Genomic DNA, 25,773 nt, shown 5'->3' with positions numbered 1-25,773 from the left:
ACACAAGGAGTGCGTCGCAGGCTTTAAAGCGCTTGCGCGATCGCCTTGCCGACCTCCTGAGTCGAGCCCTGCCCGCCCAGGTCCGGGGTGATTGGCCCTTCTGCAATCACCCGTTCGATCGCCTGCAGAATCCCGTCGTGCGCGGCGCGATAACGCTCATCGCCATTGCCCAGAAAATCCAGCATCAACGCACCGGACCAGATCATCGCGATCGGGTTGGCGATGTTGCGCCCGTAGATGTCCGGGGCCGAGCCGTGCACCGGTTCGAACAGCGATGGAAAACGCCGCTCGGGATCGAGGTTGGCCGACGGTGCAATGCCAATGGTGCCGGCGCAAGCCGGGCCGAGGTCGGATAGAATGTCGCCGAACAGATTCGACGCCACCACCACATCAAACCGGTCCGGTTGCAGTACAAAACGCGCGCACAGGATGTCGATGTGCTGTTTGTCCCAAGTGATGTCCGGGTACTGCGCGGCCATCAATGCCGTGCGTTCGTCCCAGTACGGCATGCTGATGGAAATCCCGTTGGACTTGGTTGCCGCCGTCAGGCGTTTGCGCGGTCGGGTCTGGGCCAGGTCGAAGGCGAACTTGAGAATCCGGTCCACGCCGCGTCGGGTGAACACCGACTCTTGCAGCACGAACTCATGCTCGGTGCCTTCGAACATCTTGCCGCCGACCGAGGAATACTCGCCTTCGGTGTTCTCGCGGATCACCACGAAATCGATGTCCCCCGGTTTGCGCCCGGCCAGCGGGCACGGCACGCCGGGAAACAATCGAACCGGGCGAATGTTCACGTATTGGTCGAAGTCGCGGCGAAACTTCAGCAGCGAGCCCCACAGGGAAATATGGTCCGGCACCTTGTCTGGCCAGCCGACGGCACCAAAGTAGATCGCATCGAACCCCTTGAGCTGGTCGAACCAATCGTCGGGCATCATTTGCCCGTGTTCCAGGTAGTAATCGCAGTGAGCCCAGTCGAGCACTTCGATGCTCAGCTCCAACTGCCACTTCTTCGCGGCTTGCTCCAGTACCCGCAAGCCTTCGGGCAGGACTTCCTTGCCGATACCATCGCCGGCAATCGCGGCGATTCTGAATGGTTTACTCATCAATCATGCCTCGCAAAATGACAGTGCAATCGTTGCCGGGTTACAGCCCACCGATGTGGAAGGCTTTGACTTCAAGGTATTCATCCAGGCCGTACTTGCTGCCTTCACGGCCCAGGCCTGATTGCTTGATGCCGCCGAACGGCGCGACTTCCATGGAGATGATCCCGGTGTTGAGGCCGACCATGCCGAACTCCAGCGCCTCGCCGAAACGCCATGAACGACGCAAGTCCTGAGTGAAATAGTAGGCACCCAGACCAAAAGGCGTGGCATTGGCCAACGCAAGCGCTTCGGCCTCAGAGGTAAACCGCATCAACGGCGCCACCGGGCCGAAGGTTTCTTCGTTGGCCAGCAACATGTCGGCATGGGTGTCGCCAAGGACGGTCGGCTGAACGAACTGGTTGTTGCCCTCGGGAATGCCGCCGCAGAGCAAACGCGCGCCCTGGCTCAGGGCATCGTCGATGTGCCGCGCGACCTTGCTCACCGCCGCCGGGTTGATCAGCGGGCCGATGGTCACGTCGGCGTCCAGGCCATTGCCGACCTTGAGCTTGCCGACCTCCTCCACCAGTCGCTGGGCGAAGCGTTCATAGATGCCGTCCTGCACCAGAATGCGGTTGGCGCAGACGCAGGTTTGCCCCGCATTACGAAACTTGCTGAGCATTATCCCGGTCACCGCCTGTTCCAGGTCGGCATCGTCGAACACAATGAACGGCGCATTGCCGCCCAGCTCCAGGCTCAAGCGCTTGATGTGTTCGGCACTCTGGTGCATCAGCAGTCGACCGACCGCAGTGGAACCGGTGAAGGAAATCTTGCGCACCGTCGGGTTGCCGGTCAGTTCTTCGCCGATGCCGGCGGGCATGCCGGTCAGCACATTGAACACCCCGGCCGGAATGCCGACGCGTTCGGCGAGTACCGCCAGGGCCAGGGCCGACAGCGGGGTCAAGTCCGAGGGTTTGACGATGATCGGGCACCCGGCGGCCAGGGCCGGCGCGCACTTGCGGGTGATCATCGCGTTGGGGAAATTCCATGGGGTGATCGCGGCACACACACCGACCGGTTGCTTGAGGGTCAACAGGCGGCGGTCGCCGCTGGGGGCCGGCATGGTTTCGCCATAGACCCGGCGGGCCTCTTCGGCGAACCATTTGACGAACCCGGCACCGTAGCGGATTTCACCCTTGGCTTCGTTCAGCGGTTTGCCCTGCTCGCAGGTCATGATCAAGGCGAGGTCGTCGAGGTTGTCGATCATCGCCTGATACCAGCGCTCCAGCAGCGCCGCCCGTTCCGCTGCCGGGCGTGTGCGCCACGCGGGCCAGGCCCGCTCGGCGGCTTCGATGGCGCGTCGGGTTTCTGCGCCCTGCATGGCCGGCACCCGGGCAAGCAACTGGCCGGTGGCCGGGTCGATGACGTCCAGGGTCGCGGCGTTATCGGCGCCGATCCACTGCCCGTCCACATAAGCGAGTTCTGCCAGAAGGCTGGGGTCTTTCAAACGATTCTTGAGCATGGTCGAGTCCTGATCCGAGACATTTCCAGTCTAGGGAGGTGCCACGGATAAGGATGCTGAAAGCGTTTGATGGGCAGTGTTGGATGCTGAAATTCGCGGTGGGACGGCAGGCTCTACCGACAGGCAAAAATCAAAAGATCGCAGCCTTCGGCAGCTCCTACGGATTCATGTTCGCGGCGATTTTCGCAATGAATGCAATCTCATGTAGGAGCTGCCGAAGGCTGCGATCTTTTGATCGTGACTATTTCAAAGTTTCAGGGAGCCCAGCAATCCCTCCAGAAACCGCTCCCCAGCCTGCATCTGGCTGATCTCGATGAACTCGTCCGGCTTGTGCGCCTGTTCGATCGAGCCCGGGCCGCAGACCACTACCGGTACATCCAGACGCTGCTTGAACAGCCCGCCCTCGGTGCCGAACGAGACTTTGGCAGTGCCGGTGTCCGGCGCGGCGAAGTTTTTCAGGAAGCGCACCGCTTCAACGCTCGGGTGGGTGTCGAGGCCCGGATAGACATTGAGGGTTTCGATCTCGATGTCTGCCACGCTGGACAGCTTTTTCGCCTCGCGCACGATCACTTCGGCACGCTCGCGCATCTGCTCCAGGAACTGGTCCAGATCGTCCGCCGGCAAGTTACGCACCTCGAAATCCAGGGTGCACAGGTTCGGCACGATGTTCAGCGCCTTGCCGCCGACAATCTGCCCGACGTGCACGGTGCTGTAAGGCACGTCGTAATCCGCATCCTGCGCGCCCTGCTCTTGCAGGTGTTGCTGGCTCTGACGCAGTGCCGCGATGAAATCGCAGGCCACGTGAATCGCATTGACCGAACGCGGCGCCAACGAGGAATGCGCTTCCAGGCCACGACAGTAAGTGCGGTAAGACCCCTTGCCCTTGTGCCCCAGCACGAACTGCATGTTGGTCGGCTCACCGATCAGGCACAAAAACGGCCGCACTGGCGCCAGGTGCAGCACGTCGAGTAAACGTCGTACACCGACGCAGCCGGTTTCTTCGTCATGGGACAAGGCGATTTGCAGCGGTCGGCTCAACGAATGGTCGGCGGCATCGAGCATGGCGTCGATGGCCAACGCGATAAACCCCTTCATATCGCAACTGCCCCGGCCGTAAATCCGCCCGTCCTGCACCGTCGCCTCAAACGCCGGCAAGGTCCAGGCCTGGCCTGACGCCGGCACTACGTCGGTGTGGCCGGACAACAGAATGCCCGGTAACTCTTTAGGGCCGGTGCTGGCGAACAGGTTGGCCTTTTTACCCGTTTCGTCCTTGACGATCAGTGACTCGATGCCCTTGGTCAGCAGCAAGTCGCGTACGTACTCGATCAGGGCCATGTTCGACTCCGAAGACACGGTGTCGAAGGCCATCAGGCGTTTGAGAATATCCAGTACACGGGGTTTCATGAGGCCCTGCTCCTTTGCTCGGTTGTCCGTTGCTCGGCTGAAGGGGTGAACCGGCGGATCGAGAACGGCTCAATCGAAGTGCTGGTGCTGCCGGTGCTGATCAGTTCGGCCATCACGTCGCCGACGCCTGGGCCGAGCTGGAAGCCATGACCGCAGAAGCCGAACGCATAGTACAAACCGTCAACGTTGCCGCTGGGGCCCATCACCGGCAGGGAATCGGGCAAGTAGCCTTCAATGCCGCTCCACACGCGGATGATGTTCAGGTTGCCGACGCCTGGCAGCAGGCGACGCATCTGGTCCATCTGATTGAGAATGCTGCGCGGCTCGACATAGGCGCGGCGGTTGAGCATGTCCGGTTTGCTGCGGTAGCCGCCACCGATGATGATGTTGCCGCGCGGGATCTGGCGGAAGTAGATCACTTCTTCGGGGATCTTGGTGTACACGCCGATCACCGTTGGCAAGGCGTACGGCACCGGTTCGGTCACGGCCATTTGTGGGCCGTTGGTATCCAGCGGCACCGGTTCGCCGAACTGCGCCGAGAGTTTCTGGCCCCAGGCGCCGGCGGTGATCAGCAAGCGCTCGGCGCCGAACTGGCGACCGTCGGTGGTGGTCACCGTGAACTCGCCGGCAATTTTCTGCACCTCGGCGACTTCAGTCTGTTCCTCGATCCGCGCCCCGAGGCGGCGGGCAGCCCGGGCAAACGCCGGTGCGGCCAGACGCGGGTTGGCGTGGCCATCATGGGGCGCGTAAGAACCGCCCTTCACGTCCGGCCCGAGGAACGGAAAGCGCTGGTGCAGCTCGGCGCCATGATAGATTTTCAAATCCAGCTGCGCCGCCTCGGGCGCTGCCGCATAGGCTTCCAGTTCAGGGATTTCATCCTCGCGGTAACACACGCGCATGTGCCCGCTGGCGATGAATTCGAGGTCGTCGTCGATCAGCTCTGGCAAGCGTTTCCACAGCGCCCAGGAACGGTTGGCCAATTCCAGTTGACCGAGGAAGCGCCCCTGCCGCCGGACGTTGCCGAAGTTCACCCCGCTGGCGTACTGACCAATCTGGTCGCGCTCCAGCAGAATCACCGACTGCCCCCGCTGGCGCAGGAAAAACGCCGCCGCCGAGCCCATCAGGCCGCCGCCGACAATCACTACATCGGCTTTGTGTAGCGTCATGGCGACACCTCCTCGGTGAGCATCGAAAGGGGTTTGACCGGTGCCTGTCCACGCTGCCGACCGACCTGTTGCACACTGACGCCTGCCGCCGCCGCGATCACTTCGGCCCCGGCCTGGGAGCAATAACGCCCCTGGCAGCGGCCCATGCCGACCCGGCTGAAGGCCTTGGCCCGATTGACTTCACAGGCCCCCTTCTCGCTCACGGTACGGCGCAACTCGCCGGCGCTGATCATCTCGCAGCGACAGACGATGGCTGAGTCCGGCAAGGCTTTGGCTTGATCCGCCGGCCAGGGAAACGCCTGGGCCAGACCGAGGCGAAACTCATCCATCATCGCCAGCGCGTGGCGTTGTTCGTCACGCAAACCGGCGTTCACCGGTTGCTGCAGATCCTCCAGCAACGCCATGGCCGCCAGGCGCCCGGCGTGCTCGGCCGCATCGGCGCCGCGAATCTTCGAACCGTCCCCGGCGGCATACACACCGTTGACCGAGGTGCGGCCCTCTTCATCGACGGCCAGCCACCACTGGCTGGACGCCTCATCGAAGCGCATGCGACAACCGGCCAGATCGGCCAGTTGGGTTTCCGGGCGCAAGTGATAACCCAACGCCACAGCATCACAATCCACCGTTAACGTCTCACCGCGCGCGGTACGCACCCGCACTCCGCTGACGCCACTGGCCGCATCGCCTTGCACCTGAAGCGGCGAAATCCCCAGATGCACCGGGATTTTCGCCCGGTACAACTGCGCCAGTAACTTCATCCCAGTGAACAGCAATCCCGGACGCGCCATCAGCTTCGGCAGTGCCGCGATGCGCTTGCTGAGGGGCGAAGTGTCGAGCACCGCCGCCACATTCGCGCCTGCTTTGACGTATTGGCTGGCGACCAGATACAGCAACGGCCCGCTGCCCATGAACACCACGCGGTGGCCGATGGAAACCGCCTGGGACTTGAGCGCGATTTGCGCCCCGCCAAGGCTGTAGGTGCCTGCCAGCTGCCAGCCTTCGATCGGCATCAAGCGGTCGGTGGCACCGGTGCAGAGGATCAGCGCATCGTAGTCCACCGTCGAGTGCTTGCCCTGGCTGACGCAGCACAATTGCCCCGGCGTCAGGTTCCACACCAGCGTGTCGGGGCGGTAGTCGATTTGCCCGCGCAATCGGTCGAAACTCTGGTGCAGATTCTTGGCCTTGGCCGCTTCGGTGCCATACAGGGTGGCGTAGTCCCGGGTAAAACCTTCGGGCTGGCGCCGGTAGATCTGCCCGCCATCCCGGCGATTCTCATCGATCAGGATCGGTTTCAAGCCAGCCGCCAGCAGCGTTTCGGCACAGCGGATGCCGGCCGGTCCGGCGCCGACAATAACCACTCGTTGAGCGCTCAGCCGTGCAGTGGCCATATCGCCTCCGGTTGTGTGGTGACGATGTCCAGCCCTTCGCGGACTTCGTTGGAACAGGCGCGCAAACGCTCGCCACTGCGGGTCCAGACCCAGCAATCCTGGCAGGCGCCCATCAGGCAGAAACCGGCGCGGCGGCCCGAGTCGAATTCCGATTGGCGCAGCGCCGAGCCCTGGGTCAACAACGCGACCATCAATGTGTCGCCCTGCAATGCGTCAATCGATGTGCCGTCCACCGTCAGCTTGACGGTCGGCCGGCCCTGCTCGGCCAGCCTCACAAAACGCCCTTTCATGCATAAGCTCCCAGGCTCATGGTGGATAAACCCTGCTGTGTTTTCAGCAACTCGGCACTGTCGTGATGACAAAGAATTTCGCTACCGCCGTCGATGATCCGCCGGTTCGGCGCGGTGCGATTGCACAGGCCGTCGACCCGCACCGGACAGCGACTGAGAAAGGTGCACAGCTCCGGCACATTGGCCCTGGCGCCAATCGGCGGCAGCGTGCCGCACGTGGTGCCGCAGTTTTCCAGCCAGCCCTGACGCAGTTCCGGCACCGAATGGATCAACAGGTCGGTGTAGGGATGGAACGGTGCCTGGGCAAACGCCTGCCGGCTGCCGGCCTGAACCTTGTGGCCGCTGTACATCACCACAATGTCGTCGCACAGCGCGCGCACCGTGGAAATGTCATGGCTGATGAACAGGTAGGACACGCCCAGTTGCTGACGCAGGTCGCGCAGCAGTTCGAGAATCGCCGCGCCGACCACGGTGTCCAGCGCCGAGGTCACCTCGTCGCAGAGGATCAGGTCCGGTTTGGCCGCCAGGGCCCGGGCCAGGTTGACCCGCTGTTTTTGCCCGCCGGAGAGTTCATTCGGACGGCGTTCGGCCATGGCGCGCGGCAAGCGCACCAGGTCCAGCAGTTCGCCGATACGCTCGCGCAGCACGGCGCCCTTAAGGCCAAAGTACATTTTCAGCGGACGGCTCAGAATAGTGCTGACGCTGTGCATCGGGTTGAGTGCAGTGTCGGCATTCTGGAACACCATCTGAATCCGGCGGAACTGTTCATCGGTGCGCTCGGACAGGCTACCGCCCAGTGGCTGGCCATCGAAGGTCAGGCCGCCCAAGGCCGGCGTCAGCAACCCGGCCACCACCCGCGCCAGCGTCGACTTGCCGGAGCCCGACTCGCCGATCACGCCAATGGCCTGGCCCCGGCGCACGGTCAGGTCGATATCTTCCAGCACGCGAATCGACGGCATGCCTTGCAGGTTCTTGTTGCCGTATCCGGCGGTCAGCCCCTGGATGGTCAGCAGCGGTGTTTCTTCAGCGATGCCGCAAGGTGGGCGGATCGTCGTGTCCGGGCGGGCCGCCAGCAGCAGGCTGCGGGTGTATTCGTGGGCCGGGGCCTTGAGCAGCGGCGCGGTGGCGCTCTGCTCGAAAATCTGTCCGCCGTTGAGTACCACAATCTGATCGGCCATTTGCGCTACGACCGCCAAATCATGGGAAACATAAACCGCCGTCGCGCCTCGCTCGCGGACCACCCGCTTGAAAGCGCGCAGCACGTCGATCTGCGTCGTCACGTCGAGGGCGGTGGTCGGCTCGTCGAGCACCACCAGCAGCGGATCGCTGATCAGCGCCATGGCCGCCATCACCCGTTGCAACTGCCCGCCGGATACTTGGTGCGGGTAACGCTGGCCAATGTGATCGGGGTCCGGCAAGGCCAGATCGCGGAACAGTTCGATGGCTTTGGCTTCCAGCACGGCCCGGCTACCCAGGCCGTGAATCAATGCGCCCTCCACCACTTGATCGATCAGTTTTTTCGCCGGGTTGAACGCAGCGGCGGCGCTCTGGGCAATGTACGACACCCGATTGCCGCGCAGGCCTTGCAGTTCGCTTTCGCTCAACGCCAGCATGTCGTGTTCGCCGACTTGCACCACGCCGGACGCCAATCGGCACCCGCGCCGGGCATAGCCGAGCAACGCCAGCGCTATGGTGGTCTTGCCGGAGCCGGACTCACCGATCAACGCCAGCACTTCACCTTTGGCCAGGGAGAAGCTCACGCCCTTGACGATCTCCACCTCGCCACGCTCGCCGCAAGCGACCACGCGCAGGTCTTCGACTCGAATCAAATCACTCATTTCAATGACCTCCCGTACGTCGACTACGCCGTGACGACAATCGGTCGATGAACAGATTCACGCCGATGGTCAGGGTGCCGATGGCCAGCGCTGGAATCACGATGGCTGGCGCGCCCTGATTGAGGCCGCCGATGTTCTCGCGCACCAGCGAACCCAGGTCGGCATCCGGCGGTTGCACACCGAGGCCAAGGAAGCTCATGCCACTGAGCAGCAGCACGATGAAACCGAAGCGCAGCCCCAGGTCGGTCAGCACCGGGTTGAGCATGTTCGGCAGGATTTCCACGCAGGCGATGTACAACCGACGCTCGCCACGGGTGCGGGCCACTTGCACGTATTCCAGCGCTTCGATGTTCACCGCCATGCTGCGGGCGATGCGGAACGCGCCTGGGGTGAAACTCAAGACTGCGGTGCAGATCAGCAACAGCACCGAAGAACCGAACGCCGAGACCATGATCAACGCCAGCATCTTGCTCGGGATGGATATAAAGGCATCCATCAAACGGCTGATCACTTCGTCCAGCCATTTCGGCGACACCACCGACAGCAGCGCACATCCGGTCCCCAGCGTGCTGGCCAACACCGCTGAAATCAGCGCCAGACCCACGGTGAACCGCGCGCCGACGAGAATGCGGCTGAGCATGTCGCGGCCCAGGTAATCGGTGCCCAACGGGTAAGCCGCGCTGAGGCTGTCGAACACGTTATCGGAGACCACTTCACCCACCGGGTGCGGCGCCAGCCACGGACCGAAGATAGCCACCAGCAGCCAGATCACACACATCGCCGCCCCGACCAGGCCAAGCCACGACGGTCCATGGGCGACCTTGCCCAATGCCAGCTCGGGCCCGGCAGGCGCCGATTTCGCCATGAGATCGTTCATTGGTTTCTCAGCCTCGGATTGGAAAGAATCGCGCACAGGTCGGCAATCAGCACCAACCCCAGGTACGCCGTACAAAACAGCATGGTGCAGGCCTGAACCAGCGCCATGTCACGGTTGGTCACGGCATCGACCATCAGGCTGGCGATGCCGGGGTAGTTGAAGATCGTCTCGACGATCACCACCCCGCCCAGCAGGTACGACAGGCTCAAGGCGATGGCATTGGCAATCGGCCCGATGGCGTTGGGCAAGGCATGGCGCAACACGATCCGCACCGGGCTCACGCCCTTGAGCCGGGCCATTTCCACATAGGCGCTGTCGAGCTGATCGATCACTGCCGCCCGGGTCATGCGCGCCATTTGCGCGACAATCACGCAGCACAGGGTCATCACCGGCAAGGCGTAGGTGCGCATGAATTGCAAAGGTGAGGTGATGTCACTGGCATAGGACAGCGCCGACAGCCAGCCCAGGTTCACCGCAAAGATCAGCACCGCCAGGGTCGCCACCAGAAATTCCGGCACGGCGACCAGGGCCAGGGTGATGAAGCTGAGGAAACTGTCCATGCGCCCGCCCCGGCCCATGGCCGAGCCGATGCCGAGGATCAGCGCCACCGGCACCGACACCAGCGCCGTGACGGCCGCCAGCATCAATGTGTTGGGCACCCGCCCGGCCATCAGCTCGCTGACCGGCAAGGCATTGGACACCGATTGCCCCATGTCGCCGCTCAGCAGATTGATCAACCAATGCAGGTAACGCACCACACCGGGTTGATCCAGCCCCAGTTTCAGACGCAAGGCCGCCACCTGTTCCGGCGTGGCGAATTGACCGAGCGCCTGTTGCGCCGCGTCCCCCGGCAGTACCGCCGTGATCGCAAATACGACCATGGACACGATCAACAAGGTCACGATCGCCGCGCCCAGGCGCCGGCCGATCAACCACAGTGTGTTGCTATTCATCACCCTACCCTCATGCAATAGCCCCGCTTACGCCCGTGTGCGGCCGATCAGGCATCGAGCCAGACCTGTTCGGCGAACATGTAGCCCATGAATCCGCCGAGGGGGTTGCTGCCGTAACCCTTGATGCGCTGATCGACACCGTCGATGTTGCTGATGAACACCGGCACGCCGATGCCACTGTGCTCATGCACCAGGGCCTGCATGTCGGCGTACATCTTGCTGCGCTTGGCGTCGTCGGTTTCACCACGGGCGAGCATCAGCAGTTGGTCGAACTGATCGTTCTTCCAGCCCGACTCGTTCCATGGCGCGCTGGACTGGAAGAACTGCGAGAACATCACGTCGGCGTTCGGCCGAGGGTTGATGTTGCCGAAGCTCAGCGGGTGCTTCATCCAGTGGTTGGACCAGTAGCCGTCGCTGGGCAGGCGGTTGACGTCGAGCTTGAGCCCGGCCTGTTTCGCCGATTGCTGCAACAGCACGGCGATGTCCACCGAACCGGTCGCGGCAGGCGATGCCACCAGCGGCATGCTGATGCTTTCCATGCCGGCCTTCTTCAGCAGGAATTTGGCTTTTTCCGGGTCGTAGGCCCGCTGCGGCAGGTCGGCGTTGTAGTAGCGCGAGCCAGGGGAAATCGGATGGTCGTTACCGACGACGGCAAAGCCACGGAACACCGCGGATTTCACTTGTTCACGGTCCAGCAAATACTTCATCGCCTGAGTGAATTCGGCGCTTTTACCCGGCAACTGGTCCTGACGGATGATCAAGTCGGTGTAGTTGCCCGACGGCGCATCGACGACCCGGTGTTTGGCGCTGGCCTTGATCCGTGTGGTCGAGCGTGGGTTGACCTCGTTGATCATGTGCACGTCGCCCGACAGCAGCGCGTTGACGCGTGACGGTTCGTCGGCAATCGCGATGAATTCGATCTCGTCCAGGTACGGCAGGCCCGGTTTCCAGTAGCCGGTGTTGCGCGCGGCAATCGAGCGCACGCCCGGTTTGAATTCCTTGACCGTGAACGGCCCGGTGCCGATGCCCTGATTGAAGTCGGTGGTGCCTTCGGGAACGATCAACAAGTGCGACACGGCGAGGATCGACGGCAGCTCGGCGTTCGGCGCGCTCAGGCGGATCTGCACTTCGTGGGTGCCGGTGGCCTTGATCTCTTCGAACTGCGCCATCAGCGGCATGACCTTGGAACCGGTCAGCGGGTCTTTGTGGCGCGACAGCGAGAACACCACGTCGGCGGCGCTCAGGGTCTTGCCGTTGTGGAAGGTCACTTCCTTGCGCAGGGTGATGATCCACAGCGTCGCATCGGTGTTATCGATGCGCTCGGCCAGTTCCAGTTGCGGCACCAGGTGGCTGTCGAAACGGGTCAGGCCGTTGTAGAACATGAAGTGACGCACGTAGTCGGTAGACAGCGCGCCCTTGGCCGGGTCCAGGGTGTCGGCGGTGGAACTGGACATGCCGGCGACGCGAATCCGCCCGCCCGGCTTGCCTTTGCCCGGGGTCGCCGCTTCTTCGGCGAACAGTTTGCCGGCGGCGCCGAACAGGCTGCCGGCACCCGCTGCGGCAACACCCGCCACGCCGAGCATCTGCAAGGCGTGGCGGCGTGACATGCCACGATTGAGGCCTTCGAATACCCGCAGGCTGTCCTGGCCGGAGATCAGTTTCGAGTCGATCTTGTTGTCAGTCATATCAGTTGTACCTGTCGAAAAAATGAGGCTCGAGTGCCCACGGATGTCCGGGGCGTCCTGGAAACGCAAACGACGGTGACGCCACAACATCAACTCAATGCAAATAGTCCTGGAGGCGGTAGTAAGCGCCCACGAACGGCAAGAACCACGGCTTGCCGAAATGCCCGGGAATCGCTGGCCAGTCGAGTTCGCGCCAGGGATTGGCCTCGACTTTGCCGGCCATCACCTCGGCCATCACCTGGCCCATGTGCACCGACATCTGCACACCATGGCCGCTGTAGCCCATGGAGTGATAAACCCCGCCGTGCTGACCGGCGCGAGGCAAGCGGTCGGAGGTCATGTCCACCAACCCACCCCAGCAGTAGTCGATTTTCACCTCGGCCAACTGCGGGAACATCTGCACCATCGCCGCTTGCAGCACCTTGCCGCTCTTGGCGTCGGACACGCTGTCGGACATCGCGAACCGCGCACGTCCGCCGAACAGCAAGCGGTTGTCCGGGGTCAGGCGAAAGTAGTTACCGATCATGCGACTGGTGACATAGGCACGCCGACCGGGCAGCAACTGATCGATGAGGAACTGCGGCAGCACCTCAGTGGCGATCACGAAACTGCCGACCGGCACGATCCGCCGCCGATACCAGCCCAGGCCACCGTGCTGACAAGCGCCGGTCGCCAGCAATACTTGCCCGGCGTGCAAAGAACCCTTGGCGGTGTTGACCCGATAACCGCCGGCCTGGGCCTTCCAGTCCGTCACCGGCGTACCTTGATAGATCAGCGCGCCATGACGTGCAGCGGCCTCGGCCAGACCGACGCCGAAGCGCCCGACGTGCATCTGCACGCCGTTGCGCTGCAGCAAGCCGCCATGGAACTGGGCCGAATTCACTTCGGTGCGGGTCTGTTCGGCGTTCAGCAACTCGACCTCGGCATCGACTTCCTTGCGAATCAATTCGCAAGTGCGCGCCAGGCCTTCGTAGTGCAGCGGTTTGGCCGCCAGTTTGAGCTTGCCGTTGCGCTTGAGATCGCAAGCGATCTGCTCCTGCTCCACCAGGGACACAACGCTCTGCACCGCGCTTTCATAGGCCTGGTAATAGGCCCGCGCCTTGTCGGCACCGAGGCTGGCACTCAGCCCGGCATAGTCCTGGGCAACGCCGGTGTTGCATTGGCCGCCATTGCGCCCGGAGGCTTCGCCGATCACTCTCCCGGCTTCCAGCACCACCACACTGGCGCCCTTCAAGGCCAGCGCGCGAGCCGCCGCCAGGCCGGTGAAACCGCCACCGACGATGGCCACGTCGACCTGCCCGGGCAATGCGCCGAGCTGAGCACCGGTGAAGGCCGGTGCGGTGTCGAGCCAGTAGGATTCACTGCCCATGTCTAACCCCTTATTGCGTGAAGAGCGCCGTTACCGTTCAACTCAGAGACCGACCAGCGCCGCCAGTCCACCGATGTCGGTGATCTGCTGGTAGCCGTAGAACGCATTGCCCGGAACCTCGTGACCACGGGCGACGAAGGCCTTGTTCTTGATCTTCATGTCGTGGGCCGGCATCAGGTCGTAACGGAAACTGGAAGACACATGCAAGATGTCTTCCGGGCCGCAGTTGAGGTTGTCGAGCATGTACTCGAACGCCGCCAGGCGCGGCTTGTAGGCCTGGGCCTGTTCGGCGGTGAAGACCTTGTGAAACGGTGCGCCGAGCTTGTCGACGTTGGACATGATCTGGCTGTTGCTGGCGTTGGAGAAAATCACCAGGGGAATCTTGTCGGCGATTTTCGACAGACCGGCCGGCACGTCCGGGTGCGGGCCCCAGGTCGGCACGGCGTCGTAATACAGCTGGCCTTCGCCACGGTATTCGACACCCCAACGCTTGCAGACCCGCGCCAGGGAGGTCTTGAGGATTTCGTCATACGGCATCCAGTCACCCATGACCTGGTCCAGGCGATAGGCCGAGAAGTCCTTGACGAACTGATCCATCTGCTCGGGCGCCACGCGATCGGCGAACAGCTCGCGAGTCATCGTGCCCATGTGGAAATTGGTCAGCGTACCGTAGCAGTCGAACGTAATGAATTTGGGGCGAAGGAAGCTCATTGAGTGCGGTCCTGAAGTTCGTTGAGGTCATGGCGCGACAGGTATTCGCTGCGTTTCGGGAGCGGCGATGCAACGCTGCAGCACACCGTCATTACAACACCGTGAAATCAGCAGATGGCGTTAAAAGCGACCTCTGCTTGATACAAACCACCGTTTTAGCCTGCCCCCTCAGCAGACTTTGCGGCTCGCTCCAGCCTTGGGCAAACCCCGTATTTATGCGCTCTTATGGACCTTCATGGCTATGCGAGGCTGACGAACGCCCCCATTCACGGCAGAACCTGCGCCGGGCTGAACGAAAACGGGCGCTTCCCTGAGGAAGCGCCCGTTTGGGTGCGGTTTGAAACCTGTCGACGATCTGCAGTTAACGGATCACCTGTGGCGAGGGAGCTTGCTCCCGTTCGGCTGCGAAGCAGTCGTAAAGTCGGCTGATGCGTTCTACCTGAAAGATTGCGGTCGTTGGTTTTGGGGGGGCTTCGCCCCCCAGCGGGAGCAAGCTCCCTCGCCACAGGTGTTAGGGGGCGGACATTAGCCAGCGATATCGATCAGCACACTCTTGAAGCGCAAGTTGGCTTCGAAGGCTTCGCGGCCCAGGTCCTTGCCGATGCCGGAGCGTTTGTAGCCGCCGGTCGGCAGAATGTAGTCGTTGCTGCGTCCGTAGCGGTTGACCCACACCGTGCCCGCCTCCAGCCGCCGGACCAGTCGCAGGGCGCGGTTGATGTCGGCGGTGTGCACGCCCGCCGCCAGGCCGTAGGTGGCGTGCGCGGCCAGGCTCAATGCCTGCTGTTCGTCATCGAACGCCTGCACCGTCAGCACCGGGCCGAAGATTTCTTCACAGATCGCCGGGTTCTGATTGTCCAGGCCGGCCAGCAAGGTCGGCTGGTAATAGGCACCGCCCAGCCCTTCAAACAAACCACCGCCAGTCAGCACTTCGGCCCCGGCCTGGCGCGAACGCTGGACGATGCCGTCGATACGGCTGGCCTGCAACCGGGAAATAATCGGCGACAGCGTACTCTCGGACGACCAGGTCGGCCCCGGGCGCAATTCCTCGAAATACGCCTGCAAGTGCGCAACGAACGGTTCCATGATCGAGCGCTCGATCAACAACCGCGAACCAGACACGCACACCTGCCCGGCATTGCCGGTGATGGCCAGCGCCACGGTGCGCGCGGTTTTCGCGATGTCCGGCACGTCGGCGAACACCAGTTGCGGGCTCTTGCCGCCCAGCTCCAGCGTCACCGGTTTCGGCCCCACCAATGCACAAGTGGACATGATGCTCGAACCCGTCGCCGTGGAGCCGGTAAAGGTCACCTTGCCCACCCGTGGATGACGGCACAAGGCGTCGCCAGTGACGCGACCATCGCCCTGAACCACGTTGAAAATCCCGGCAGGAATGCCCGCCTGCAGCGCCAGTTCGGCAAAGCGCAGGCTGGAAAACGGCGTCAGCTCCGACGGTTTGAGCACTACGGCATTGCCGGCAGCCAGCGCCGGCGCGACTTTCCATGAAGCCATGCTCAAGGGGAAATTCCACGGCGCGATGGCGGCGATCACGCCGTACGGTTCAGCGATCTGCATGCCCAGGCGATCGGTCTGGGTCGCCGCGACTTGGCCGCCGTGCTTGTCCGCCAGTTCGGCAAAGAAGCGAATGCCCTCGGCGACATAAGGAATGTCCCAGGCGATCACATCTTTATGCGGACGGGTCGAGCCCACCGCTTCCAGCGGCGCCAGCACGGCGACATCGGCTTCGATCAGATCGGCCCAGCGACGCATGACCCGTGCCCGTTCCCGGGGCGGACGGCTGGCCCAATCGCTGCGGTTAAACGCCTGCCAGGCATCGTTGACCGCCTCATCCACCAGGTCGGCATCGGCGATCGGCAACTGGGCATAGGCCTGACCGTCTGAAGGGCGAACCACCTCCAGCCCCGGTTGAGCGTCACGGTATTTTCCGGCAATAAAATGAGCGCTGCGCACAGCGATAAGGCGAGGATCGAAGCTATCCATGGAGCACTCCAAAAAGGGACGGCGAGGCGTTTACTCAGGCCTCCATCGTAGAAAAAAAGCCCAAGCATTTGCTGCCGACCTTATGGGGCAATTAAGTAGTAAGTGTGGTCTGCAGGCCTTTGATGTGAGGAATCTGCCGAATCCTTCCGCCCCCCTTGTCAGGCCTTCACACAGATGGGATACAGGCATCCTCGCGCCGGAAAACCGGTTGATCGCGCACACTGTAAAACGGAGATTCATCATGTCCGCCTCGCACCCTTCCGCTTATGTCTATCGGCCGATGACCGCTGCTGATTTGCCTTCGGCCCATGCCTTGTCTGTCGAGTTGAAGTGGCCTCATCGCCTGGAAGACTGGGCGATGTTGCAGCGGGTCAGCGAAGGCTTTGTGGTGCTCGATGGCGACCGATTGATCGGCACCGCATTCGCCTGCCGGCAAGGCGACTTCGCCACCATCGGCCTGGTGATTGTCAGTGACGACTATCAGGGCAAGGGCATCGGCCGTCGGTTGATGGAAAACGCGCTGCAAGCCTGCCAGTCGCGCACGCCGATGCTTAATGCGACCCTCGCCGGTGCGCCGCTTTACGCCAGCCAGGGGTTTGTCGAGTTCGGACGGATTCAGCAGCATCAAGGCCTGGCCCAGGTGCCCGCGCTTGAACCACTGGCGGACGGTGAGGAATGCCGCCCGTTACAGGCGGCGGATCGGGCTCCTCAACTGGCACTGGCCAACGCTGGCAGTGGTCTGGACCGGCAAGCGGTGCTCACGGAGCTGTTTGCGGTGGCCGAGCATTCGGTGGGCATCGAGCGCGACGGTCACTTGCGTGCCTTCGCCCTGCTACGCCCGTTTGGTCGCGGTCGTTGCCTCGGCCCGGTCATCGCCGAAAACCTTGAACAGGCTAAACACCTGATCGCCGTGTTGCTGGCCCAGGTGCCGGACGCTTTCGTGCGAATCGATATTCCAGCGGACAGTGGTTTGAGCGAGTGGCTGGAGCTGGCCGGTCTCAAACAGGTCGACACCGTGGCGCAAATGGCACGGGGTACACCGCCGCAAGCGGCCAACGGCGTACGCCAATTTGCCCTCGTCACCCAAGCCATCGGCTGATCCCGGCGCGCGATGAAGCGAGCGCCTTCCATCACTTTCTACCCCCCATTTGCAGGGAGCGTCACCCGCATGTCTCAACCCATCATTGTGCTGTTGGCCCGCGCCGACGGCAGCCGCGTTTCTACGTCTTTCAAGGCAGCGCCCTTGAGTTCCATCGATCCGTTCATGGACGGTCGCCAGATTGCCTACATCGGGTCCGACAGCATCTCGGCGGGGCTTGTTCACACCAGCAAATCCTTCGATATCGAGGGCTTCCCGCACACCGAAGTGATCGTGGTCCATGCCGGGCATGTGGTGCTGCAATCCGGGGAACAGGTGCTGGAACTGGGCATCGGTGCCAGCGCCGTGATCGGTCGCGGCACGGCGCTCAGGTTTCAGGCACAACCCGATACTTGCTGGGCCTTCTGCGCCGTCACCAGCCCCAGCGCCGAACAGAAACCGGGGCTGACAGCGCTCGACCCGCTGGCGATGCTGTCCCCTTCGGCGGCACCGGAACCGCAGATACTGATCGGGCCCACGCCGCAGTGCCGCTCGCGCAATGCCTTCGAAGACGACACGACTAATCTGCGCGTGGGTGTCTGGGATTCGACGCCATACACCCGCCATGGTCGAGCGCACAAACTCAACGAGCTGATGCACCTGCTCGAAGGCAGCGTGACTTTACAGGCGCCTGACGGGAACAGCGTTACGGTCAATCCCGGTGACACCGTGTTCGTACCGCAAGGGGCACCTTGTGCCTGGAACAGTGCGCGGTATGTGCGCAAGGTTTACGCAGTTAAATAACCTAATCTTTTAAATGTTGACTAAGCTGCGAATACGTCAGAAGACGTTAAGGTGGCAGAGAACTCACATTCATAGTCTCGGCAACCTTATTTAAACAAATAAGGAGCCGAACCATGAGTGAAGAGAACAATGCGATTCCGGCGAAAATATTAGATTTGCACACCCATCTGTTCAATGCGCGTTATATGCCTTTGGGGCGGGTCATTGCCGACAAGATGGGAAGAAATGAAAGCAAGTTAGCGGACGTAACTGCTGAACTGTTATGGAGTTTGACGGGATCAGAAAGCAGCCTCCTTGCCAAAGATGTCGACATCAACCCATTGGCTATTAAAAGTAAGGAGCCGTTTGTCGATTTGATTTGGGCGGTGGCGGATTTTGAACTGGCTAAGATTCATTCAGAGCCCACGCAGAACACCAAAAACTTATCGTTAGAGGACGGGCGTTCAAAAGTAATTCTTGACTCAGACCTGGCCAAAATCATCGACCAGTTGGACGATATCGTCTATGAAGATGAAGGCCTCAGCACAGACGCGCTGATACTCATCCATGACAACTCATTAGCGCCGAAAAACCTTTTCCCCAGTACCATGGGCATCAAATTCTACACATGGGAAAAGGCAGTTAAAAAAGCGCTTCGTGCAGTTTCAAGGCTCTGTAAAAATGTGGAGGACGGAGGCGACTTCATCGAATTCCTATGGACCATGCTTCACGCTGAAGAGGTTTTGGTTGAAAAACTGAACGACAGCTATGGAATATACAAAGATAAAATGCGCTTCGTACACTTCATGATGGACATGGAAAAAGCTTACAAACAACCCGCTGACGTCTGCTATCCGTTTTTCCCCAAGCAGCTTAATAATATGGAGGAGCTACAGCTAAAATACCCCCAAAAAATCATCGGATTCTCGGCATTCGATCCTCGTCGAGATAACTGGAAGGAAATTGCAGACGCCTCCATAAAATCATTCTCAGGATATAAATTCTACCCGGCCATGGGTTACTTACCTTTTGAAGATAGCGATTTAACTGTACGCGACCGAATCGATCAATTTTTTGCATATTGCATAGAACGCGACAGGCCAATATTCGTCCACTGCACCCCCATCGGTTTTGAAACCAAGGAGCATTATGGTCTGAATACCCACCCGAAACATTGGGCCAATGTACTTCTAAAATTTCCTGGTCTGCGTCTGTGCTTTGGGCATGCGGGGGGAGGCCAAGCCGAAGGAGATGACGGAGCAGGGAAAAAGAAATACTACGGGTGGACCGCCAAAACAGCAGAGCAATGGGATGACCCAGATAATTTTGCGAGGATCATTGCAAAACTGTGCACCCAATACAAAAACGTTTACTGCGAAGTTGCTTACATCACGGAGCTACTTCAGGGGGAAGACTGGGTTAATTATTTTATAGCCAACCTGGAAACAGCAAGAAAGAATATCGGGCAATATGACTTGATGAAGAAAATAGCCTATGGCTCCGATTGGGACATGCCGTCCATGGTGGATCACACGTTACCGTACCTTGAAGTCTTCCTGAGTATTTTCAACAAGCCTGAGTACGCGCCCTACAGGGAGCGATTCTTTTCAGAAACGGGTTATGAATTCCTCGGTCAAACATAATTGCGTACGAAGACCTCGTATCTCGGCCAACCTCATGTCCGGAGCAATCGCTCCGGACATCTGATCAGCACCTGAAACACACCAGCAATCAGATCAATTGCCTTTAATTACACCGTCGAAACAAAGGTTTTCTGACATTAAGCAGATACTTTTGCCCATCGTTCAGGCGCAAGGGAATGACGATCCTGGTGCGGTGGGCAAACTCGCTGGCGATTGCGTTCAGCCATGCAGCGGCGCTCACCGGGTAAAACGGGATAGACGCCAGACACGCCTTTTGTCCCTGGTTGAGCCTGTCGGCCTCGTCAACGGCATCCAGCACGGTAATGGCGCTTCGCGTAAAGCGAACACAGCGCTGGGTGTACTTGCGCCGTTCAGGTGCTTTGACCAGTCTAAGGTTAGCCGGGCAAAGCAATTCGACCGAGCCAAATGAGTACAGGGAGATAGCATCAATGATGAACTTTTTCTCTTGATCCTCCACCGTATTCCAACGTGTCTTGTCAAATTTTCCGATCGGGTACTTGTCACTTGAAATAAGATAGTGCCGTTGTTCCAGATCGCTCAGACCGACGGTATGAGCGCCGCCCACAGAAACGAAGCCAAACATTGCCGGCGCGGTAATCGTCAAGACACCGATAAAACCGAATACACTGGCCAGCACTAACCTAAAGCGAATCAGTCTGCTTTCAGCCATGCTCATGTGAAAAACGACTGCTGGAAACAATGACCCCAGCATCGTTATAAAACTGAATATAAGCGCTTGGGATAGTCCGAGAGTTGTATCGGGGCCGACGAACGACTTGGCGACCACCGATGCCGGGAAAATACCCAGAAAAGCAATCAACTCCAACGCCGCGACCAGTAATGCACACGCCAGGATTTTCCTTGACGTACCAGCCTCTAGAGGTAAACAACCTAGCTTGCCGGCGTTAACCTTAAAAAATTTCCAGGCGGTGCCGACCAGTGGGATTAATGAAAGAAATGCCCATCCTAAATGGGCAGTCGAATAGTCAAGTAGCGTACCCGCCAGCACGACCAATATAAGGACCGCCATGGCGGCTGCCGTCATTCCAAACAACCAGCGAACGACCGTTTTTGCCTGCTCAATCTCTGGCTTTAGGAAGGAGATTGTCGACGAAAAAACATAAGAAGTCACCAGCATGCTGCCTACTAGACCGACAAACAAAAGAAAACACGCAACAAACAGAATGGCCAAAGAGGGACCGAACTCCAGCGATCGCAAGAAAACATCCGGGCGGCCTATGTACAACGAATATGAACTTAAGCTTGCAACTCCGGCAAAAGATGCCAAGAAGGCACACAGTGCAGTGATCCAGCCATAATGCTCTTTAGCAAAGTCTAGCGCCCAGTAGATATCCTTGGCCTTATCCTTAGGTCGTTTAAAATCCGTTCGCACTACAAGCCTCTGTTAGCTTATTCCAAAGACCAATCATACAAGATGTTCAGTCATGCGGAGGTATAGAGCGCAGCAGCGCCGGGTGCATCAGGCGATGCGCGCGCCGTTGCTGAGCGCCCCGTGTTCATAGTCGCGGCGGTCATAGAGGCTGCGATTGAGCAGGCTCCATTGGCTGTCCTGCAAAAAACCGTTGGCGTTGTCTTGTTCCGATGCCCGAGCGAGCAGGGTTTCCCCTCCCAAGGCCAAAAGCAGGGCGTGCGTGGTTAACGTCTTCACAGTTTTCTCCTGGAAAATCGGTCGTGCGTAGCGGGTCTGTAAGGCGTCCCGCCCAATGGGGGGACACCGAAGAGCGGCTCAGAGGTATTTGAGAATCGCGATGTCGCGACGGCGCTGCTTGAGGTTGGCGAACCAGCGCGTCGGGAAGAACAGCAGCACCCCGAGAATCACGCTCCACAACCAGACCATGGGCAGGTTATCGAAGCCGTAATAGGTGCCCTGATTGGCGCCCCAGATGGCAACGGCCACCAGGTACATGGCCTTGAGCACATACAGGTGCAACAAGTAGAAGAACATCGGCGCACCACCGTAGACCGCCAGGGTCGCGGTGGACCAGCGATCCTGGGCCTTCTCGAACAACGCCAGGAGAATCAGCCCCAGGCCGAGGGTCGGCATCAGGAACATCAGTGACGGCGGATACTTCTTCGCGCTCACGAAGCTCATGAAAGTGCGCAGCGAATCACCGGTCTGCACCCAGGGTTTCTCGCCGTAAACGTTCAGATAGCAGATGAACACAAACGCCGCCAGCAGGCCGAAGCCGACTTTGAGCAAGCGGGAAATCCGCTCTGCCGGGTCCATGTCCTTGCCGAACCACGGCCCGATGGCCCAGCCCAGCAGGATTACGCCGATCCACGGCAACACCGGGTACGTGGTGCGAGCCCGGGTGAACTCGGTGATGTCGATGAATACGCGCTGATGCAGGATCGACCACGGCACGAAGAACGGCGACTCCGGCCCCACGGTCACGCCATCGAGCAGGTTGTGCCCGGCGACGATCGCCACCCCGAGCACGATCAGCCAGCCGCGCTTGAAGTGCAGCAACCCGGCAAGCACGATCATGCAGATGCCGATGCACCAGATCACTTGCAGCCACAGCGTCTTGGGCGGGAACTCGGCGTTCCAGGCAAAGCACACGAACGTGAGCTCCAGCAACACCAGGAATAGCCCGCGCTTGAGCAGGAACACCGACGTTTCATTGGCCGTGTGTTTCTGGCTGTAGAGCCAGGCCGACAACCCGGTGAGGAAGATGAACACCGGGGCGCAAAGGGTGCTCAGCAGGCGGGTGAAGAACAGGTCCGGGGTCACGCTCAGCGCATCGATCGGGTCGGTGACCTGACGGTGCAGCAGAAAGGTTTCGCGCACATGGTCGATGAGCATCAACAGCATGACGAAACCGCGCAGAGCATCGATGGCCAGCATCCGGGTGTTGGTTTTGGCAACGCTGGTGGCCAGCGCAGGGGAAACACTTCCCGCCTGCCCTGCCACGCTTGTGGATAGGGTCATATCAGTTACTCATGTCTTGGTCAGTGGACTACCGCGGGCTATTTTCCCGTAGCACCGAAGTGCATGCCCAATGTCAGTCAGTTACGGTGAGGAACCTGTGGGAGCGGACTTGCCCGCTCCCACGTGGGTTGCGCTTGAGCTGCAATGGCGTGGACGACGGATGTGTTCGCGGAGTCAGCTTCAGTGCCGCAACAATTTGCGCAACGGCACGCCGTCCTTGAGCACGGGGGACTTGATGACGATGTAGCTGAAGTACTTGGAGATGCCGATGTTCTTGTCCAGCAGGCTTTCGACCACTTCCTGATAATGCTGGATGCTGCGTGTCATGAAGCGCACCAGGTAATCGTAGCCACCGCTGATCAAGTGGCATTCGAGCACTTCGTCGACCAGACGGATATTGGACTCAAACTTGGCGAAGTCCTCGCGCTTGTGGTCGCTCAAGGTGATCTCGGTGAACACCGTGACTGAGTCGGTGATCTTGGCCAGGTTCAGGTGAGCCTTGTAGCTGGAAATATACCCGGCCGACTCCAGCCGCTTGACCCGTTGCAGGCAGGGGCTGGCCGACAGGCCCACGGCATCGGCCAGGCTGACGTTGGTCATGCGCCCGTCCTTTTGCAGCTCAACCAGGATGCTGATGTCGATTCGGTCCAGTTTTACTAAACCTTCCATTGCGTACCTCTTGACTGCCGTTTGTAAGACAATCTTCTAGCAAAATCAGCGCCGTAAAGACAGCTGATGCTGAGCCACCAGATCCGCCATGCTGTTGATGCAGTAATCCGCCGCGCACGGCGACGGGTGTCTGGCCCGGCCGCGACAGATCAGGCAGACCGCGCCCGCCCCCGGTTGCCGGGCGCCAGGCCGGGTTACCTGGAGGATGGTGTTGGCATCAAGGTCATTGGCCGCCAGCCAGTCATGGTCCTGCAATGGGTCGCTTGCCAGGGAAATAAAATCGTCGGGCATGATCCCCAGGCGTTCGCACAGCAGGCCGCGATCTTCGGCGTCACGGTCGCCATGCACCAGCAGGCGATAGAACTTGCGCAAGTACAGCATGGCGCCGGGTGCATCCTCGAACAACGACCAGCCGACGACGGACCGGGCGAAGCTCATGCCCTCCTCCCAACTGGCTTTCAACTCCCAGCGCTCGGCCAATTGACGGTGGGCGAAACACAGCAAACCACTGAAGCCCAACTCGCCGAAACGCGGGTACAGCGCCTGCACCACCTCGCTGAATTCGGCCAACACCTGTGCCTTGTCCGGGTGACCGCCACGGCTGTCGAGCAGCGGCTGCAACGCCGCCCAGACTCCGGAATCGCGATCCACCAGCACCTCATCGCAATCGATCAGTAACGCTCGATACTCAGTCAGCCCCATGGTGTGTAAAGCCTCCGATGATGCATTCCATCAATCCATGCTCCATAAATGCTCACGGGCGATGCCGTGTGGCAGCGCCCGTGAGCTGGCGTGAGCTCAGTTCAAGACTCGTGCCAGTGCCGCGTCGAGAATCTGCAACGCTTCATCGATCTGTGCTTCGCTGGTCACCAGTGGCGCGAGGAAGCGCAACACGTTGCGTTGCACGCCGCACTTGATTACCAACAGGCCTCCGGCCCGGGCTTCGTCGATCAGTCGTTGGTTGAGGTCGGCATCCGCGGTCCGTGCCTCGTCATCCTTGATCAGCTCGATCGCCAGCATGAAGCCGCTGCCGCGCACGTCGCCGATCCGCGGGTAACGGGCCTGCAAGCGCAACAGTCCCTGACGCAGACGCTCGCCCAACGCTTCGCCACGGGCCAGCAACTGCTCTTGCTCGTAGGCCTCGATCACCGCCAGCGCCGCCGCGCACGACAGCGCGTTACCGCCGTAAGTACCGCCGAGGCCGCCGGGCAATGGCGCGTCCATGATCTCGGCTTTGCCGACCACACCGGACAGCGGCAAACCGCCAGCCAGGCTCTTGGCCACGGTAACCAGATCCGGCTGAATCCCGGCGTGCTGGAAACCGAACCATTTGCCGGTACGCCCGAAACCGGTCTGGATCTCATCGAGGATCAGCACGATGCCGTGCTTTTCAGTCAGCGTGCGCAGAGCCTGAAGAAACTCCGCCGGTGCCGCAAGGAAACCGCCATCGCCCTGCACCGGTTCGATGATGATCGCCGCGACCCGTTCAGGCGCCACTTGGGTCGCCAACAACTCGTCCAGTGCCTTGAGCGCCATGTCGCTGGTGACACCGCGATAGGCATTCGGATACGGGGTGTGGAAGACCTCCGGTGCGAACGGCCCGAAGTTCTGTTTATACGGCTGGCTCATGCCGGTCAGCGTGGTGCCGAGCAAGGTCCGTCCATGGAACCCGCCACGAAAGGCGATCACCGCCGAGCGGTTGGTGTGGGCGCGGGCAATCTTCACCGCGTTTTCCACCGCTTCGGCGCCGGAGGTGAAGAACGCTGCTTTATAAGCGTCCTGGCCGCCGATCATTTCGCACAGGCGCTGGGCCAGGTCGAGATAAGGCTTATAGGCCACCACCTGAAAACACGCGTGGGAGACTTTCTGCAACTGCGCCTGCACCGCCGCGACCACCTTCGGGTGATTGTGACCGATGTTAAGCACACCGATACCGCCGACAAAGTCCAGGTAGCGCTTGCCGTCCACGTCCCACAATTCTGAACCCTGGGCCCGATCGATCACCAACGGGTGCGCGGTAACCAGGCCACGTGGCACGAATTGATCGCGCTGACGGAGCAAATGAGGGGTTTCGTCGACTTTGCTATTCATGGCATTTCCCATCGTGAGTCCGGCAACCGGGAAGTGGTTGCGATGGTGTTCAGGTTAAGGCTTGCGCGAAACGAACTACGCCGAACTTGCCCCCCGAGAAATTCGGATCGACTGTTTTCACCCCGCCAAACGGCAGATTCCTTCAGCCCGCCGAATCTGCCGGGGATGGGCCGATACAAGGTCACACCCCCCGTTAAACCCGACGCTTTCGACAGATCCTGCGCCGGCGTTGCGCGATGATGGACAGCCCCTTCA

At 60.6% G+C, this 25,773-nt stretch carries 22 protein-coding genes; 3 read left to right on the top strand and 19 right to left on the bottom strand.

Translation table 11 applies throughout. The features are described 5' to 3' along the window. Positions 1–23: 23 nt before the first annotated feature. From AC1RO5_RS09410 to AC1RO5_RS09350, 13 genes are all read right to left on the bottom strand, one after another. Entirely contained in the window at positions 24–1,103 is a 1,080-nt protein-coding gene (locus AC1RO5_RS09410; protein WP_019649861.1) for a tartrate dehydrogenase, read from the bottom strand. A 40-nt stretch (positions 1,104–1,143) separates the two neighbouring features. Continuing rightward, complete coding sequence (locus tag AC1RO5_RS09405) at positions 1,144–2,601, bottom strand: NAD-dependent succinate-semialdehyde dehydrogenase (protein WP_493174657.1); 1,458 nt, start codon at positions 2,599–2,601, stop codon at positions 1,144–1,146. A 246-nt stretch (positions 2,602–2,847) separates the two neighbouring features. Continuing rightward, complete coding sequence (gene argE / locus AC1RO5_RS09400) at positions 2,848–4,005, bottom strand: acetylornithine deacetylase (RefSeq protein WP_493174656.1); 1,158 nt, start codon at positions 4,003–4,005, stop codon at positions 2,848–2,850. Further along, positions 4,002–5,171 (bottom strand): NAD(P)/FAD-dependent oxidoreductase, encoded by a 1,170-nt coding sequence (locus tag AC1RO5_RS09395; protein WP_493174655.1) that lies wholly within the window; start codon positions 5,169–5,171, stop codon positions 4,002–4,004. The genes argE and AC1RO5_RS09395 overlap by 4 nt, the downstream gene beginning before the upstream one ends. Continuing rightward, entirely contained in the window at positions 5,168–6,559 is a 1,392-nt protein-coding gene (locus AC1RO5_RS09390; protein WP_493174654.1) for an FAD/NAD(P)-dependent oxidoreductase, read from the bottom strand. The genes AC1RO5_RS09395 and AC1RO5_RS09390 overlap by 4 nt, the downstream gene beginning before the upstream one ends. After that, complete coding sequence (locus AC1RO5_RS09385) at positions 6,541–6,849, bottom strand: (2Fe-2S)-binding protein (RefSeq protein ID WP_493174653.1); 309 nt, start codon at positions 6,847–6,849, stop codon at positions 6,541–6,543. Before AC1RO5_RS09385 ends, AC1RO5_RS09390 begins: the two co-directional genes overlap by 19 nt. Then, on the bottom strand, positions 6,846–8,687 hold the full coding sequence (locus AC1RO5_RS09380) for an ABC transporter ATP-binding protein (protein WP_493174652.1): 1,842 nt from the start codon (positions 8,685–8,687) through the stop codon (positions 6,846–6,848). Before AC1RO5_RS09380 ends, AC1RO5_RS09385 begins: the two co-directional genes overlap by 4 nt. A gap of 1 nt (position 8,688) precedes the next feature. Beyond that, positions 8,689–9,564, bottom strand: coding sequence for an ABC transporter permease (locus AC1RO5_RS09375; RefSeq protein ID WP_018925983.1), 876 nt, complete (start codon positions 9,562–9,564; stop codon positions 8,689–8,691). Beyond that, entirely contained in the window at positions 9,561–10,517 is a 957-nt protein-coding gene (locus AC1RO5_RS09370; protein WP_493174651.1) for an ABC transporter permease, read from the bottom strand. The genes AC1RO5_RS09375 and AC1RO5_RS09370 overlap by 4 nt, the downstream gene beginning before the upstream one ends. 47 nt (positions 10,518–10,564) lie before the next feature. Further along, positions 10,565–12,202 carry an ABC transporter substrate-binding protein gene (locus AC1RO5_RS09365; RefSeq protein ID WP_493174650.1) on the bottom strand — a complete coding sequence of 546 codons (1,638 nt, stop codon included), beginning with the start codon at positions 12,200–12,202 and terminating at the stop codon, positions 10,565–10,567. 94 nt (positions 12,203–12,296) lie between these two features. Continuing rightward, positions 12,297–13,571, bottom strand: a complete 1,275-nt coding sequence (locus AC1RO5_RS09360) for an NAD(P)/FAD-dependent oxidoreductase (protein ID WP_493174649.1) — start codon at positions 13,569–13,571, stop codon at positions 12,297–12,299. A 42-nt stretch (positions 13,572–13,613) separates the two neighbouring features. Continuing rightward, entirely contained in the window at positions 13,614–14,282 is a 669-nt protein-coding gene (locus AC1RO5_RS09355; RefSeq protein WP_018925987.1) for a haloacid dehalogenase type II, read from the bottom strand. Positions 14,283–14,807: 525 nt separating this feature from the next. Continuing rightward, positions 14,808–16,280, bottom strand: coding sequence for an aldehyde dehydrogenase family protein (locus AC1RO5_RS09350; RefSeq protein ID WP_258668448.1), 1,473 nt, complete (start codon positions 16,278–16,280; stop codon positions 14,808–14,810). Between the two features lie 241 nt (positions 16,281–16,521). On the opposite strand from AC1RO5_RS09350, the gene AC1RO5_RS09345 reads away from it, so the two are divergent. The 3 genes from AC1RO5_RS09345 (at position 16,522) to AC1RO5_RS09335 (ending at position 19,784) form a co-directional block, all read left to right on the top strand. Continuing rightward, positions 16,522–17,379 (top strand): GNAT family N-acetyltransferase, encoded by an 858-nt coding sequence (locus AC1RO5_RS09345; protein WP_493174648.1) that lies wholly within the window; start codon positions 16,522–16,524, stop codon positions 17,377–17,379. Positions 17,380–17,448: 69 nt separating this feature from the next. Continuing rightward, a complete protein-coding gene (locus tag AC1RO5_RS09340; RefSeq protein WP_493174647.1) occupies positions 17,449–18,162 on the top strand; it encodes a cupin domain-containing protein in 714 nt (237 codons plus the stop codon). Between the two features lie 113 nt (positions 18,163–18,275). Continuing rightward, entirely contained in the window at positions 18,276–19,784 is a 1,509-nt protein-coding gene (locus tag AC1RO5_RS09335) for an amidohydrolase family protein (RefSeq protein WP_493174646.1), read from the top strand. 103 nt (positions 19,785–19,887) lie between these two features. On the opposite strand, the gene AC1RO5_RS09330 is transcribed toward AC1RO5_RS09335, so the two are convergent. From AC1RO5_RS09330 to gabT, 6 genes are all read right to left on the bottom strand, one after another. Further along, the gene (locus AC1RO5_RS09330; RefSeq protein WP_493174645.1) at positions 19,888–21,198 is read right to left on the bottom strand and encodes a hypothetical protein; all 1,311 of its coding nucleotides are present in this window, start codon (positions 21,196–21,198) and stop codon (positions 19,888–19,890) included. An 87-nt stretch (positions 21,199–21,285) separates the two neighbouring features. Continuing rightward, positions 21,286–21,474, bottom strand: coding sequence for a hypothetical protein (locus AC1RO5_RS09325; protein ID WP_493174644.1), 189 nt, complete (start codon positions 21,472–21,474; stop codon positions 21,286–21,288). Between the two features lie 78 nt (positions 21,475–21,552). Then, complete coding sequence (locus AC1RO5_RS09320; RefSeq protein ID WP_493174643.1) at positions 21,553–22,758, bottom strand: acetyltransferase domain-containing protein; 1,206 nt, start codon at positions 22,756–22,758, stop codon at positions 21,553–21,555. A gap of 180 nt (positions 22,759–22,938) precedes the next feature. Continuing rightward, on the bottom strand, positions 22,939–23,427 hold the full coding sequence (locus AC1RO5_RS09315) for an Lrp/AsnC family transcriptional regulator (RefSeq protein WP_003174918.1): 489 nt from the start codon (positions 23,425–23,427) through the stop codon (positions 22,939–22,941). Positions 23,428–23,472: 45 nt separating this feature from the next. After that, entirely contained in the window at positions 23,473–24,129 is a 657-nt protein-coding gene (locus AC1RO5_RS09310; RefSeq protein WP_493174642.1) for an HAD family hydrolase, read from the bottom strand. 96 nt (positions 24,130–24,225) lie between these two features. Further along, positions 24,226–25,518, bottom strand: coding sequence for a 4-aminobutyrate--2-oxoglutarate transaminase (gene gabT / locus AC1RO5_RS09305; RefSeq protein ID WP_493174641.1), 1,293 nt, complete (start codon positions 25,516–25,518; stop codon positions 24,226–24,228). Positions 25,519–25,773 lie beyond the last annotated feature (255 nt).

Source organism: Pseudomonas sp. GW822-FHT02G04, from assembly GCF_058802085.1.
The sequence above is the reverse complement of the archived record's forward strand: the minus strand, read 5'-3'. Positions and strand labels throughout refer to the sequence as shown.

Excerpts from the sequence above, each read along its gene's own strand:
- AC1RO5_RS09410 (WP_019649861.1), bottom strand. The coding sequence starts at position 1,103 with ATGAGTAAACCATTCAGAATCGCCGCGATTGCCGGCGATGGTATCGGC.
- AC1RO5_RS09405 (WP_493174657.1), bottom strand. The coding sequence starts at position 2,601 with ATGCTCAAGAATCGTTTGAAAGACCCCAGCCTTCTGGCAGAACTCGCT.
- argE (WP_493174656.1), bottom strand. The coding sequence starts at position 4,005 with ATGAAACCCCGTGTACTGGATATTCTCAAACGCCTGATGGCCTTCGAC.
- AC1RO5_RS09395 (WP_493174655.1), bottom strand. The coding sequence starts at position 5,171 with ATGACGCTACACAAAGCCGATGTAGTGATTGTCGGCGGCGGCCTGATG.
- AC1RO5_RS09390 (WP_493174654.1), bottom strand. The coding sequence starts at position 6,559 with ATGGCCACTGCACGGCTGAGCGCTCAACGAGTGGTTATTGTCGGCGCC.
- AC1RO5_RS09385 (WP_493174653.1), bottom strand. The coding sequence starts at position 6,849 with ATGAAAGGGCGTTTTGTGAGGCTGGCCGAGCAGGGCCGGCCGACCGTC.
- AC1RO5_RS09380 (WP_493174652.1), bottom strand. The coding sequence starts at position 8,687 with ATGAGTGATTTGATTCGAGTCGAAGACCTGCGCGTGGTCGCTTGCGGC.
- AC1RO5_RS09375 (WP_018925983.1), bottom strand. The coding sequence starts at position 9,564 with ATGAACGATCTCATGGCGAAATCGGCGCCTGCCGGGCCCGAGCTGGCA.
- AC1RO5_RS09370 (WP_493174651.1), bottom strand. The coding sequence starts at position 10,517 with ATGAATAGCAACACACTGTGGTTGATCGGCCGGCGCCTGGGCGCGGCG.
- AC1RO5_RS09365 (WP_493174650.1), bottom strand. The coding sequence starts at position 12,202 with ATGACTGACAACAAGATCGACTCGAAACTGATCTCCGGCCAGGACAGC.
- AC1RO5_RS09360 (WP_493174649.1), bottom strand. The coding sequence starts at position 13,571 with ATGGGCAGTGAATCCTACTGGCTCGACACCGCACCGGCCTTCACCGGT.
- AC1RO5_RS09355 (WP_018925987.1), bottom strand. The coding sequence starts at position 14,282 with ATGAGCTTCCTTCGCCCCAAATTCATTACGTTCGACTGCTACGGTACG.
- AC1RO5_RS09350 (WP_258668448.1), bottom strand. The coding sequence starts at position 16,280 with ATGGATAGCTTCGATCCTCGCCTTATCGCTGTGCGCAGCGCTCATTTT.
- AC1RO5_RS09345 (WP_493174648.1), top strand. The coding sequence starts at position 16,522 with ATGTCCGCCTCGCACCCTTCCGCTTATGTCTATCGGCCGATGACCGCT.
- AC1RO5_RS09340 (WP_493174647.1), top strand. The coding sequence starts at position 17,449 with ATGTCTCAACCCATCATTGTGCTGTTGGCCCGCGCCGACGGCAGCCGC.
- AC1RO5_RS09335 (WP_493174646.1), top strand. The coding sequence starts at position 18,276 with ATGAGTGAAGAGAACAATGCGATTCCGGCGAAAATATTAGATTTGCAC.
- AC1RO5_RS09320 (WP_493174643.1), bottom strand. The coding sequence starts at position 22,758 with ATGACCCTATCCACAAGCGTGGCAGGGCAGGCGGGAAGTGTTTCCCCT.
- AC1RO5_RS09315 (WP_003174918.1), bottom strand. The coding sequence starts at position 23,427 with ATGGAAGGTTTAGTAAAACTGGACCGAATCGACATCAGCATCCTGGTT.
- AC1RO5_RS09310 (WP_493174642.1), bottom strand. The coding sequence starts at position 24,129 with ATGGGGCTGACTGAGTATCGAGCGTTACTGATCGATTGCGATGAGGTG.
- gabT (WP_493174641.1), bottom strand. The coding sequence starts at position 25,518 with ATGAATAGCAAAGTCGACGAAACCCCTCATTTGCTCCGTCAGCGCGAT.